The organism is Methanocella sp. MCL-LM, from assembly GCF_049676595.1.
GTDB lineage: Archaea > Halobacteriota > Methanocellia > Methanocellales > Methanocellaceae > Methanocella_A.
Genome location: NZ_CP187259.1, coordinates 3405076 through 3417671 on the forward strand (window position 1 = coordinate 3405076; position 12596 = coordinate 3417671).

The window sequence follows — 12596 nt, forward strand, 5'->3', positions numbered from 1 at the left end:
AATAGCAACCTTTATCCAGTCGGCCGCTCAACACTTTTCGGGGGGTAAACAAGTCAATGGAGATCAATCCATTGCGTATACCTGTCACCAGCATGGCAGGTCTGGCTGCGATCATCATCTTCTTAGCACTGGCGGTAGCCTCGGCACTCCAGTACCCGGGCCCATCTTTAATCTATACCATGTGGCTAAACGACCCCGGCAACACTAACCTGAACCCTTACGGTGCCGCTTATTTCCGCGCAGCCTGCATCCTTTCCGGAATACTGCTCACCATATTTTACGCCGGGCTGATCCGCTGGCACGAAGAGGACACCGTCCAGAGACTCCTGCTGGCCCCGGGGCAGCTCTCCGGAATCGTCTCGGGCGCAGCGCTCATCATGGCCGGGCTCAGGCCTGCCCTCTACGGACCAGAGCACTATATGTGGACCACGATATTTCTCGGCACCACCGCTCTCGCACTCCTCCTCATCACCGCCGCCCTCCTCGGGCACCTCTACTACGGCAAGTTCGTGCTCCTCACAGGCATCCTGGGGATGACCATGAGCATGCTGGCAGTGATCCTGAAGTTCGTATCCATAGACCTCGGCATAGCCGACCTGCTCGCCATCGCGCTGGCCTTCGCCTGGATCGGGGCCTTCTCGTGGGATACCTACTCCCGGTTCGCGGGGGAAGAGATGAAGATCGGTGTGACCAGCTAGTTTTTACGACTCTGCAATACGAACGCTGTGATGTGCATACCTGATTGCCCGGATTCGGTGAGACAGCAACACGAACGCTGCGCTGTGCCAGATCACAGATTGATACGGATTGCACGGATTACACAGATGGCAATCGGATAAAAATTATATGATGGACAACCTTATCCTTCTTATCATTTTATATCTGTGCAATCTGTGCAATCTGTCGTAATCTGTGTTCTGGCACAGCGCAGCGTTCGTGTTGCTCTACGTGAGCCCATACACCCTTCCTGCGGCAGACAAAGTCTTATTAATAATTACAGCTTAAATAACCTGAAGAGGCAAGCATCCGCATTATAAGCAGCGGAATTTGGTGTATTTATGCTCATCGGCAAACTCGAGATCGAGATGGAGATGCTGGAACGCCACCTGCTCATTTTAAAATTCGTGATCGAGCAGGAGCCTATCGGCATCATGAAGCTATCGGAAGTGACCCGCCTCCCGAAGCACAAGGTCAGGTATTCGCTCAGGGTACTGGAGCACGAGGGGCTCATCGGCCCGTCGATGCACGGGGCAGTCACTACTGAAAAAACGAAGAAGTTCGTCGAAGGCCTGGACGAGCGCATCGCCAGCCTCGGCCAGAAGTACGAGGAAGTCAAGAAGCTCGGCAGTGAAATGAAATGAGCGGCCCGAGGATCGTGTTCGTCGGGGCAGGTGGCGCTGGGCTGACCGCAGCTTTTACCCTCGCCCGCAAGGCGCCCGACGCGCAGATCACCGTCTTTTCTAAAGATCCCGTGGTGGCCTACAGCCAGTGCGGCATGCCTTTTGTCCTCGACCGCAAGATACTGGATTTTAACAAGCTCGTCATCTACCAGCCTCCCGTCTTCAAAGATTTAGGGCTGGACGTCCGCACCTCCGTAACGATAACCGGGATCGACCTCGATGACAAGGTCGTGACCACTGAAAAGGGCCAGCACGTTGAATACGATAAGCTTGTAATCGCCACCGGATCAAAGCCTTTTATCCCGCCTGTGCCAGGCGTCCGCCTCGAAGGCGTGCACACCCTGCTCACCCTCGAGGATGGCAAAGCCCTGTACGAGAGGCTGAAGGACGCCCTGAACGTCGTCATCATCGGCGGCGGCCCCATCGGCCTGGAGACGGCCCCCGCGTTCCTCGACGCAGGCGCAAAGCTGACCATCATAGAGAGAGTCCCGCAGCTCATGCCCTCGGCGCTTGACCCCGAGATGGCCGCCATCGTGCAGGCCCACCTCGAAAAGAAGGGCGCCAGAGTCATCACCGGCAAAGGTGTCGACTCCATCAACGGCCAGACAAGCGTGGGATCCGTCACCTGTGCCGGGGAAGTTATCCCGGCCGACTTAGTATTATTATCCGCAGGCATCCGCCCGAACACCGATCTCGCAAAACAGGCTGGCATCGATCTCGGTGTGACCGGCGGCATCGTAGTCGACGAGTACTTCCGGGTAAGGCGAAACGGCAAAGTCCTCGACGACGTCCTCGCTGCAGGAGACTGTGCGGAAGTCACAGGCTTGCTCACAAGCAAGCCCGTCATCTATGCCGTGGGCAGCGTGGCCAACAGGCAGGCTAAACATGTCGCCGACTACCTGCTGGGCAAAAAGACGCCTTATCCCCCTGTGTTGTGCCCCGCTGTCTGCGTGATCGGCGACCTCCACGTGGGCAACGTCGGCCTGAATACGCACTGGTGCGAGCAGGCAGGCATCAAACCCCTCACATTCTCGGCGAAAGGCGCCACCAGGGCCAGGTATTTCCCCGGCGGCAAAACGGTCGACATCAAGCTCTTATCCGACGGCGACCGGCTCATCGGCGGCCAGATCATCGGCGAGGAAGGCGTCGGCGGCCGGATCAACGTCTTATCCCTGGCCATCGGCAAAAGCATGAGCCCGGCCGACCTTGCAGGGGCCGAGACATGCTACGCGCCCCCCGTGTCTCCGCTAATAGATCCGCTGACTTATACGGCGGAGATGCTGGCGCTCAAGTGCGCTCGGGCGAAGAAGAGCCATTAAGGCCAGGAGTCATATAAACAATGGCGACTCAGCCATAGAAGTTATTTTTAGGCGAAGCTCATGACAAGCCCCAGGAGGTCTGAGAGTTCCCGGGAGGCTCGGGAGGATTTTCAGGCTGGGAGGTTCGGGTAGAGAGATCTGAGAAGAGGTCGTGGAGTGTGGAAAGGTCGGAGAGGATAACAGGGTATTATTCCTGAACTTTTCTTTTCTGATGATTGCTCGTACCGTTTACACGAAGTACACGAAGTACGCGAAGTACACGAAGTTTTACTATAAGATCATTTTCAAGCATGCCGTTTTTACCGTACTTTGAGTACTTCGGGTACTTCGCGTACTTCGTGTAAATGGTACGGGCACTCGTACAAAACGTTACAGTAAAGACTATACTTCGCGTACTTTGAGTAATTCGCGTAAACGGTACCGGACAATCCGTTAAAGGGCTTATGTGACTACCATAAAAATATCCCCTCTATCCTCCGGGTACCTCCCACAACCTCTCTCATACCTCCTTTTCCTCAGGGCCTGAAAATTTTGGCTGGAAAATCAGACGACGAACGACATTTTTGTAAAAATCTTTAGAAAAGGTGTCTCTTCCCCACCGACCATTCCGTTCCGATCCCTTGCGGGACAGTAGCAGTCTGGTCGGCGAGGACGAGGTGGACTTTATTTATAATTGTGATCTGCGATGTTATGCGGTGATGAGGGCAAGCCTGGGTAACCTGTTGAAAGGTATCTTTCCTGAGCGCCCGGTAAATTTTGCCTGTCTGCTCAGGAACTTGCCAATTGTTAATTGGGCTGATGGTATTTATTAGTAAAGTGATCTAACTTTTGGCAAAAGTTAAACGGGTCGTTTAATTATTCAAATCGCTTAACGTCGGCTTTATAGTAATGCCACCTATACGATCGGTAGTATAAATTTCGGGGATAATTGATCTCCCCGGAGAGTAAAAATAGTATTACACTGAATTTATTTAATTTTTATTTCCTTCGCTTTCTGGAGGTACTTTTCAAAGAGCTCTGCCCCCCATTTTGCAGCAGATTCGTCGGCGCTGAACAGGCTGCTCATGGAGTCGAAAGTACCATTTTTGTTATACAGGTACATGGAGATGAAGTCGTTCGTGACGACCAGCACCAGCCGGACATCATCGATCACGTACATCCGGGCGTTGTCGTGGCTCAGGAACTCTTTGAGGAATGGCGAATAATCCTTTTCGACTTTTTTGTAGATATTCTTCGTAATGATCAGCGACACCGGTATTCCCAGCTTTAACAGGCCCATGTAAATTTTAGGGTACTCGGGGTCGAGCACGGGCGATATGCCCATGATCTTCTTAGCCTTCGGCAGGTTACCGTAGATCTGGTCATGGGTGGCCGTGATGTGCTCCATCTCGTTCTTAATGACTTTGCAGTCCCCCAGCTCGTCGATCCTGTCAATGAGGTCTGCCGGAATGGGGCTTAAGTCATGGGTGTTGAGGTACCCGCCGTCGTTCTCGATGACCCTCTCCAGGTTATCCATGGCCCGGAGCTTTTTCACGAGGATGCCCCCGGTCGTGGTCAGGAAGTACTTACCGTCGTCCTTTATCACCAGGTCGGCTTTGACCAGGTCCTTGATGCGGGGGATGATGCTGGCGGACGTAACGTCAAAATGGGCTCTTAGCTCTGCCAGGGACATCGGCGTTTCCGCCAGTATGTACAGTATCCCTTTCCGCATATCTGACAACATTGTGGATTTTAACAGGCCGTCGGACTTCACACACTCACCAAACCATAACTCACCAGTGATTTTAGGAGGTTACTATATAAACTTCACGGCGGCGGCCGGCCAATATTTACAATTTTTTGATCATTTTTACCAACGATCGTTACTTTGAAATTCCAATTTATAAACCAAAGATATTAATTTACTCTGTCTAATACCTCGCTTTTAAAATTAACCGGTCGTTAACGAACCGGTTAATATAAACACGTTTTTAATTCGGAGGTATTAGTATTCTGAACATTAAGCCGTACCTAACTGTACTGAAACTAAAAAGCAGCCTGGTAGACCTCGCGGTCATCACCGCTACGTGTGCCATTCTTGGCACGTGGGACTACCGGGTAGCGATTGCCACCCTCGCGGGCGTCATGATCCACGGCGCCTGCGACATCATGAACGACATCTACGACGTCGAGATAGACAAGATCTGCAAGCCGAAAGGCGTGATCGTCTCGGGCCAGATTCCGGTAAAAACGGCATGGGTCTACATGGGATTGCTTTTCGCCACGGCGCTCGCCATCTCGTTCTGGCTGAGCCCGGTCCTGTTTGCCTGCTTCCTGACCGGCATCGTGGTCGGCGGCATAATGTACTCCCATCCCCGGTTCAGGTTCAAAGACCTGCCCGGAGTTGCCATGCTGGACATGGCCATCTGCTTCTCGCTGGAGTCGATCGGCGTGTGGAGCTTATACGCCCCGATCGATGGCACTGCCCTGCTAGTCGCAGCGTACGTCTTCGTCCTGACCTTCTGCCTCACCTTCATGAAGGACTTCAAAGACGTGGCCGGGGATATCAGCTCTCTGCCCCTCCTGCTGGGCTCGGCCGGAGCGGCCAAAGTCTGCTGCATACTGGCCCTGCTGCCGATTCTTCCTCTCGCGTACCTGGCCCTGCAGTACCAGTTCCTGGTGCTGGCTATCCTCATCTACCTGCTGGCAGCCGGTAGGTGTATCACGGTCTTGCTGGGTGACCCGGTTAAAGAGGGGGTGAAACTCAAGGGCAGGATGATCACGGCGCTGACGGTGCCGAATTTTGTGATGCTACTGCTGGCGATAGTTGGACTGTGGGTTTAATGCAATCATGGTTCAATTTTTTTTACAGTCGATCGACTATCCATATGATATTTTAAAGGTCTTTCTGCATCGCCGTCCTTAGTCCGACCTATCCCGTCCTCCTTGGCCTCTGTACCTCCTTAAACCTCCCTTTAAAAATTCCTCCTTAAACCTCCGTCTACCTCCAAGACCTACCTCCTTTCCTCCAGTGCCTCCTTTTACACGGAATTTTTCGGGGATCGCATGAGTAAGCAAAACGTTGAGGAAACGGAGGTACATGGAGGTTCGGAGGTAGGTCATGGAGGTACATGGAGGTCAGAGAGGAATTAAAAAAAGAGGTCAGGGAGGTACAGAGGTCAGGGAGGACGATTGAACAGAGCAGACCGAAATAGGGAGCGTTGGTCTGAAGTATACCAAACGGTTTTGAAAATCGTCATTTACTGGCACTCATCCCCTCGATAAATCTCCTGTATGCTACGTACAAGAGTATTAGCAGACCGGTGAAAAAGAAAAGGCCACCTATGTAAGTTATGAGCACGACGTCGTTCCCACTTACGTCCGGGATAGGAGTAGTTGTTCCTGTGAGTAAAAACAGTAGAATCTGGAAAAGAAATGGCCCGAACATGATGGAAATACCGATGAATGCAACGGCGTCCAGGTAATCTTTCTCACGGGCCACGATAACTGGCCTCCGCACTTGTCCGGACATAAGTCGTACCTATTCTTGCTGCTTTTCGGCACATCAAAAAAGCAAGAAGATTAAGGACATTATCGGTTTCCATTATATTACCTCATCTGCGACCGTATTTCCACACGATGAAGCCGAAAGCCAGGATCGCTAACAGGGCTATGCCGATGCCTATGCCGAGCCATGAATTGCTCCTGCTTACGCTGGCTTCGACGTACTTCTGCTCCGTCTTCGCCTCGTTGCTCACTGCACGCATATACAGCCTTTCAGTACCCTCGGAAGCATCGGCTTTAGCCGTTATCTTGATCACGAACCGCTTCGACTCTCCCGGGGCAAGCTCGGTCGCTTCGCGAGTCACTACCTCTGCGTTCAGGGAGTCTGGCACGTCGTCGCTGCCGATGTCTATCCTTACACTGGAAAGCTTACCCGAGCCATTATTTTTAACATAGACGTCGACATTTTTACTCGTCCCGGCAGCGAGGCTGAGGTTCTCCGGCATGGAGAACTCTAACTTATAATCTGTATCCGTCGTAGAGTCCACGTACAGCTGGACCTGGCCCACGTCACTTTCGCTGCCGGCGATAATGATAATCACGTTATTGCCCGTCGATAACGGAGTAGTCTTCACCTGGAAGGTCTTCGACGAACCTTTCTCGACAAACACCCTGCTGATCACGTCCGAGCCGGATAACAGCTGGACGTTCCACCCGGCGGGAGCATCCTTCACGCTGACAGCGTACGACTTATCCACGATACCATTATTGGTCAGAGTGACATCGAAGGTAGCTGACTGGTTTACTTTGACAACTTTTCCAGGATAATCGGAAGTCAACTTGACGCCGTTCAAACTAGTAATATTATTGTCAGTGGCGATTGGCAAATACCCTATGTACAGTGAACTGTCCAGCACATGGTATCCTGCTCCCTTGTCATCCATGACAGTTTGCTGGTAGAATGGTGCTCTGACCGTAACGCTGTAATATCCGTTGGACACCGGTATGCTGAACACACCGTTATCGTTCGTGCCGCCGATGTACGACTTTTCAGTCTCCTTGTTAGTGATCGTGACTGCAGCATCTTTCTTAGGGAGACCGGTGGCCGAGTCGATCACTGTGCCGCTGAGCGAGTAGAGGTTGGTGAGTGTGATAGTTACTGTGGAATCATCGCCGATCGTAGCAGTGCCGCTTCCGCTTGCATACCCGGTTTTTGCGGCAGTGAAATAGTACTGGCCAGGTGGTAGTGAGAAGTTGCCGATGCCGTTCAGATCGGTTTGTGTCGAATAGGTGGCGCCGTTGACCTGCACGGAGATAAGGGCCCCGCTGACCGCCCCGTTCTTATCCTTCACCAGGACAGTGATGGGCGAGTCGGCAAGGACAGAGGTGGGGGTGGTAACAAAAAATAAGGATAGGAGGATAGGGATAAGGAGGATTGAGGACGAGAGCTTCATTCTTTCACCTGGACTGGACGGGTTACCTCTAAGAAAATTTCATTCAGGGTGGGCCGGTACACGTCTAATTCAGTAACGAGGCCGCCAGTCCTGCAGATGGCCCTGGATACGTCCTCCGAGACGTCCTGCGAAGCGTTGATCACGTAGAAACCATTATTTCTTGCCACCGTGGAGATGCCGGAAATGCCAGTGAGAGAGTTCCTTATGACCGGCTCGTCCAGTTCCTTCACCCTGAGCTTGAGCTGGTAGCCCTGCCGCCTGGAGAATTGATCTACTAATTGATCGACGTTGCCGCAGATCTTCATCTCGCCGTTCACGATGATGCCGATACGATCACAGATTGCCTCTACCTCAGGCATGACGTGACTTGTAAGAAAGATGGTTTTACCCTTCGCCTTCATCTCCAGCATAAGATTACGGAAGTCCTCCGCACCCTGGGGATCTATGCCAGCTGTAGGCTCGTCGAACATCATCACCTGGGGATCATGGACTATCACCTGGGCTACGCCTAACCTTTGCTTCATACCCTTGCTGAATTTGCCGACCTTCTTATGCTTGGCGTCGTGAAGACCGACCTTATCCAGAGTCTTATCCACCTTCTCCTCCAGCTCCTTACCATGTATGTCGTACAATTCGCAGTAGAATTCGAGGTTCTGCCACGCAGTCTGGTTATCGTAGAAACCGTACGGATCAGGGAGAACGCCGCAGGACTTTCTCACGTCCAGAACCTGGTGGATAATATCAAACCCGGCAACTTTACCGGTGCCAGAGGTCGGCTGCACTAATCCGAGCAACATCTTCATTGTTGTGCTCTTGCCCGCACCATTAGGGCCGAGGAAGCCGAAGATCTCTCCTTTGCCCACATTGAAAGACAGATTGTTGACAACTGGTTTCTGATCGTATAGCTTAGTCAGGCTCTGAACTTCGATCACGCTAACTCACCCACTGCTCTCTTCATATCGGATTTTATCCCGCCGATTTCTTCATGCCCTTTTTCTGTAATCATATACTCAGTCCTCGCCCCTTTTTCCACTTCTATCACGAGCCCTCTGCCCACCAGCGACTTTTTGTACAGGTGGCGTTTTCCGTCTCCCTTGAGATTTCTCCGCACCGTCGCCCGGTCAGCCAGGCAAGTTTTCGCTATAGCCATTATCCCGGCAGATTCCCAACATCCTGTCTTTGATTTCAAGGAGTCGAGGTATAGAAGTATCAGCGTCTGGGTGTCGATGACTTCCTTCAAACATTCAGTAACGAGCATAGTTCTATTTTCCACCGATCAACTTATCGTATTTCAGTCGAGAGCTTGCTAAACACTAATTTTCAATATTGTATATATTATTAACTTCGATTAATCTTCAGGAAAAATTAACAGGAGTATAAGTCACTGCCTGAAAACTTGTTTACCGCTCCTGGTGTAACGCATTATTACTCGCCAGTCAGCCTCTCAGCGATAACCGTATCTTATTATCTTTTTTAAAAAAACTACTCGATATCTGGATTTTTTTATTTATCGACTAACTTGACAATATATATATTACTTCTTCCATATGGTTCCCGGGTTATTTTGGGGAATACTGATGGATGCTGAAAGGCTGCTAAAGCTTACGACGTTGTCGGACATGAGAAAGAGCTTACTATACAAGCTGATCGAAGGGCCTGCATCTCTTGTCGACATAAAAGAACACTTCAACATCACGTCAGCTAACGCAATCCCGCGCCTCAAGGACCTGACGGAACTGAACCTGGTTATCAGGGAAGACGGCAAATACCGCCTGACATCAACCGGGCTGATCCTGGCTAAAAGGCTACGGGGAATGGATAGTCTTGCGCAAATCCTCGTGAAGGGCGATCAGTTCCTGAACGGGCACGACTTATCCCCTATACCGGACCAACTGCTGGAAAGGATCGACGAGCTGGGAGATTACTGCATTATCAGCAACGAAATGGATAATATTACCGCCACTCATGACCAGATCTACAATCGGTTACCGGGGTCAAAACAGATTATTGGTATATCACCCGTGCTAACTCAGTCCTATCCGGAGATTTACCTTGCCCAGGCAAAGCTGGGGATTCCAGTATCGCTCATTGTCACGGAAAAGGTGCTTATAAGAATCGAAGCAAACTATTCGGATTTTCTGGAATCGTACCTGAGTAATGATAATGCAAAGATGTACGCAGTGGAAGATGTAAAACTGGCCTTGGTTGTGACGAATGACTTTTTATCGATGTACCTGTACAACAACGGCGGCAGTTTGGATATCATGAACAGTATCATAACATTCGATGAATCAGCAACAAAATGGGGTGTTGAGTTGTTCGCCGAATATCTGGGCAAAGCGCGGGAAATCAAGGGCTAAGGGAAAGACTCCCCGGGCCAGATCGCGCTCATATTAATATTCAGGGTAGCCGCAGTCCCTTGTATGTAAACACTATAGGGTTATTAGGTGAATCTACCGGAGATTATCACAACAGACAATTGAGGCATTATTATCAGGCCGACATGGACAGTACGATGCTCGGATTGCAGTCGATCGTCTCGAATATCTCTTGGCGGTATATACTTAGAAGCATCAATTGTTAACTATATTTTCTATATAAAGATGGTGGTGGTAATACCACCACAATTATAAATATTTTAAGTTGCTATTCTCCAATGTAATCGCTTGAATGGCGGTCGACTGTAAAGGTTGGCCACAGGGCGGTTAAGGAAGTTTGATATGATTGATTAAGAAGAACAGAATCGTAATGCTGGTGCTTGCCGCAGCCGTGCTCGCGGTGATAACCAGCGGAAGCGCAAGTGCGGCCACCTATTATTATAGCGGAACCTCGGAATCCTACTTTATCAGCTCTTCTGACTATAATCAGCTGGGAACCTCATTTGGCCTTCAGAACGTACACCGCGGAGATATTCTCAACTGGCATGTTAGGATGTTTAACTGGGCTAACCACGATCTCGGTGGCCAGGTAGGTGGAAGTGGCATCAATAAAGCTACTTACATTGGCGATGGGTTGTTCTCAAATAACGTCGGATGTACTATATCCACCGCTCAACCGTATGAGGTTGATCATCCGGCCAGAGTAGCAAAAACTGGCAGTTACTACATCGATGATTACCAGTGCTATTTCGACGGAGGCCGCTCTTACACCTTGATGTTTGGTACTCCCTACCCACCTAATACAAAGGGATTTGATTGTACGTAAAAAGTGATAATTAATTATTTTTTTGAGGTTGTATATATGGGTAACACTCTTGTTATTGCCCGGAAAGAATTCGCTGATTTGTTGAGCAATCGTTGGGTGTTAATAGCGATTATTGCTCTTCTTATCTATGTCAGTTCATGGGCTTATGATTTTTACAATGTTCTAAACGGGGCTTTGCCCGGGGCGCAACTCATGTTTCAGGACAACCTCGGAATTGCGGCTATAAATTATGTGTTCTTCGCACTTTGCTGGTTTGGAAGTATCCTGGGTATCGTCATCGGCTGCTCTACAATCTCCTCGGAGCGAATCGGTAGCGCGCTTAATACGCTCACTGTAAAACCGGTGTACCGCGATACAATTATCAACGGAAAGCTCCTTGGTTCGCTAATGTTCATCACATCTGTAATCGTTCTCTTTATTGCTATCTATACTGCTGAGCTTTTCTCTCTCTGCGGAGGTTCTATAGCTCCGTTCTTGTCAGATTATTTTTCCAGGCTGCCCTTTGTATTTTTGTTCGTTATGGTCTTTATCCTGGTATTTTTTGCCCTGTCTTTGCTAATCTCGCTACTGGTCAAGGATCAATCTTTCGCTATGATTCTAAGTACGTTGACTGTGTACGTTTCAATGAAATTTGCGACGGTGGTATCTGCTAACCTGAAAAATCTATTCCCTGATAATAAACTCATTGATCTTGTCAGTTCTTTTTCCCCATATACCCTAATGTGGGACGGGGGTCTGCAGTACAGGTTTATGGATACCAAGATAGGCGCCTGGGACGCGTTCACAGTGGTTCTCCCGGATTTTGTCAGGCTACTGCTGCTTATAGTAGCTGTATTGTTTTTGAGCTATACTGTCTTTGTAAGGAGCGACCTATCGTGAACATTATCACTGCTGGAGTGCCTGTGTACAAGCTAGCAAAGCTCGAGTTCATACGAGTCCTAACCCACCCACTCACCCTCATAATAGGCGTTTTTGTGCTGGTGATCGCTTTTCTCTGCGGCGCCGGGGGGGCGGTCAACCTAAGTAAGTTTGAAGCATGGGGAACTCACCCTGAGGATGTATTCTTCATCGGCTTTGGCAACTCTCTGGCTGCCATCTCGATGATATGCATGGTTATGGCCATATTTTTAAGCGTCACAGCGATACCCTCCGAGCGGTGGAAGAGCTCACTTAACGTGCTATTGACAAAGCCGGTATATCGGAGGGATTTCGTACTTGGGAAATTTGCCGGGCTATCCGTTTTCATGTTCCTCTTTAACACTTTCACCATCCTGGCTACTGGTCTCATGCTGATCATCTTCTTCCGGGAACCCGCGTCCGGGCTTGAGTTCGGGTGGAGACTTATAGCCTATATTCTTGTCTTATCCCTATCCTGCTCGATAGTCATTGCCCTGAACATGTTATTCAGCCTCATATCCCGTAACATTCTCTTTGTCACAGCGATCTCGGTAATTTATGTTTTTTTTGACTGGATCTGGTACAACGACCGGCTTCTGGGCACTGGTATTCTCTCACTGATCTCTCCCATGAACTTGTATTACAAGTTCATCAAACCCTTCGGGGGTGACTCATACGCAGCGCTCTTTAACACGACGATCACAATGGGACAGTGGTTAGACGCAGTCCTGCCGTACCTTGTCATTCTGCTTATTGAAATAGCTGCACTACTGCTGATCGAGATATATCTGTTCTCAAGAGAAGATACTACATAGGGCTCATGGAAAAACTCTTATAGG

14 protein-coding genes are annotated in these 12596 nt (G+C 50.0%); 9 read left to right on the forward strand and 5 right to left on the reverse strand.

Translation table 11 applies throughout. The features are described from left to right. Positions 1-56 precede the first annotated feature (56 nt). The 4 genes from ACPLPM_RS17150 (at position 57) to ACPLPM_RS17165 (ending at position 3032) form a co-directional block, all read left to right on the forward strand. Positions 57-698 (forward strand): hypothetical protein, encoded by a 642-nt coding sequence (locus tag ACPLPM_RS17150; protein ID WP_424357990.1) that lies wholly within the window; start codon positions 57-59, stop codon positions 696-698. A 360-nt stretch (positions 699-1058) separates the two neighbouring features. Continuing rightward, complete coding sequence (locus ACPLPM_RS17155) at positions 1059-1361, forward strand: hypothetical protein (protein WP_424357991.1); 303 nt, start codon at positions 1059-1061, stop codon at positions 1359-1361. Next, positions 1358-2719, forward strand: a complete 1362-nt coding sequence (locus ACPLPM_RS17160) for an NAD(P)/FAD-dependent oxidoreductase (protein WP_424357992.1) — start codon at positions 1358-1360, stop codon at positions 2717-2719. The genes ACPLPM_RS17155 and ACPLPM_RS17160 overlap by 4 nt, the downstream gene beginning before the upstream one ends. Before the next feature lie 151 nt (positions 2720-2870). After that, on the forward strand, positions 2871-3032 hold the full coding sequence (locus ACPLPM_RS17165) for a hypothetical protein (protein WP_424357993.1): 162 nt from the start codon (positions 2871-2873) through the stop codon (positions 3030-3032). Between the two features lie 654 nt (positions 3033-3686). Here ACPLPM_RS17165 and ACPLPM_RS17170 read toward each other — a convergent pair. After that, positions 3687-4472: a helix-turn-helix transcriptional regulator gene (locus ACPLPM_RS17170; protein WP_424357994.1), complete on the reverse strand. Its 786-nt coding sequence runs from the start codon at positions 4470-4472 to the stop codon at positions 3687-3689. A 350-nt stretch (positions 4473-4822) separates the two neighbouring features. On the opposite strand from ACPLPM_RS17170, the gene ACPLPM_RS17175 reads away from it, so the two are divergent. Continuing rightward, complete coding sequence (locus tag ACPLPM_RS17175; RefSeq protein ID WP_424360008.1) at positions 4823-5542, forward strand: UbiA prenyltransferase family protein; 720 nt, start codon at positions 4823-4825, stop codon at positions 5540-5542. Positions 5543-5954: 412 nt separating this feature from the next. Here ACPLPM_RS17175 and ACPLPM_RS17180 read toward each other — a convergent pair whose 3' ends face one another. The 4 genes from ACPLPM_RS17180 to ACPLPM_RS17195 form a co-directional block, all read right to left on the reverse strand. Then, on the reverse strand, positions 5955-6200 hold the full coding sequence (locus ACPLPM_RS17180) for a hypothetical protein (RefSeq protein ID WP_424357995.1): 246 nt from the start codon (positions 6198-6200) through the stop codon (positions 5955-5957). Between the two features lie 112 nt (positions 6201-6312). After that, positions 6313-7656, reverse strand: coding sequence for a carboxypeptidase regulatory-like domain-containing protein (locus ACPLPM_RS17185; RefSeq protein ID WP_424357996.1), 1344 nt, complete (start codon positions 7654-7656; stop codon positions 6313-6315). Continuing rightward, positions 7653-8588: an ATP-binding cassette domain-containing protein gene (locus ACPLPM_RS17190; RefSeq protein ID WP_424357997.1), complete on the reverse strand. Its 936-nt coding sequence runs from the start codon at positions 8586-8588 to the stop codon at positions 7653-7655. The genes ACPLPM_RS17185 and ACPLPM_RS17190 overlap by 4 nt, the downstream gene beginning before the upstream one ends. Continuing rightward, a complete protein-coding gene (locus ACPLPM_RS17195) occupies positions 8585-8896 on the reverse strand; it encodes an archaellum operon transcriptional activator EarA family protein (RefSeq protein WP_424357998.1) in 312 nt (103 codons plus the stop codon). Before ACPLPM_RS17195 ends, ACPLPM_RS17190 begins: the two co-directional genes overlap by 4 nt. A gap of 337 nt (positions 8897-9233) precedes the next feature. Between ACPLPM_RS17195 and ACPLPM_RS17200 the strand changes: the two genes are divergently transcribed. The 4 genes from ACPLPM_RS17200 (at position 9234) to ACPLPM_RS17215 (ending at position 12572) form a co-directional block, all read left to right on the forward strand. After that, the gene (locus tag ACPLPM_RS17200) at positions 9234-10016 is read left to right on the forward strand and encodes a helix-turn-helix transcriptional regulator (RefSeq protein WP_424357999.1); all 783 of its coding nucleotides are present in this window, start codon (positions 9234-9236) and stop codon (positions 10014-10016) included. Positions 10017-10380: 364 nt separating this feature from the next. After that, on the forward strand, positions 10381-10860 hold the full coding sequence (locus ACPLPM_RS17205; RefSeq protein WP_424358000.1) for a hypothetical protein: 480 nt from the start codon (positions 10381-10383) through the stop codon (positions 10858-10860). A gap of 36 nt (positions 10861-10896) precedes the next feature. Next, positions 10897-11739 (forward strand): ABC transporter permease subunit, encoded by an 843-nt coding sequence (locus ACPLPM_RS17210; RefSeq protein WP_424358001.1) that lies wholly within the window; start codon positions 10897-10899, stop codon positions 11737-11739. After that, complete coding sequence (locus tag ACPLPM_RS17215) at positions 11736-12572, forward strand: ABC transporter permease (protein WP_424358002.1); 837 nt, start codon at positions 11736-11738, stop codon at positions 12570-12572. Before ACPLPM_RS17210 ends, ACPLPM_RS17215 begins: the two co-directional genes overlap by 4 nt. The last annotated feature ends 24 nt before the right edge of the window (positions 12573-12596 follow it).

Coding starts and splice junctions, on each gene's coding strand:
- ACPLPM_RS17150 (WP_424357990.1), top strand. CDS start 57: ATGGAGATCAATCCATTGCGTATACCTGTCACCAGCATGGCAGGTCTG.
- ACPLPM_RS17155 (WP_424357991.1), top strand. CDS start 1,059: ATGCTCATCGGCAAACTCGAGATCGAGATGGAGATGCTGGAACGCCAC.
- ACPLPM_RS17160 (WP_424357992.1), top strand. CDS start 1,358: ATGAGCGGCCCGAGGATCGTGTTCGTCGGGGCAGGTGGCGCTGGGCTG.
- ACPLPM_RS17185 (WP_424357996.1), bottom strand. CDS start 7,656: ATGAAGCTCTCGTCCTCAATCCTCCTTATCCCTATCCTCCTATCCTTA.
- ACPLPM_RS17200 (WP_424357999.1), top strand. CDS start 9,234: ATGGATGCTGAAAGGCTGCTAAAGCTTACGACGTTGTCGGACATGAGA.
- ACPLPM_RS17210 (WP_424358001.1), top strand. CDS start 10,897: ATGGGTAACACTCTTGTTATTGCCCGGAAAGAATTCGCTGATTTGTTG.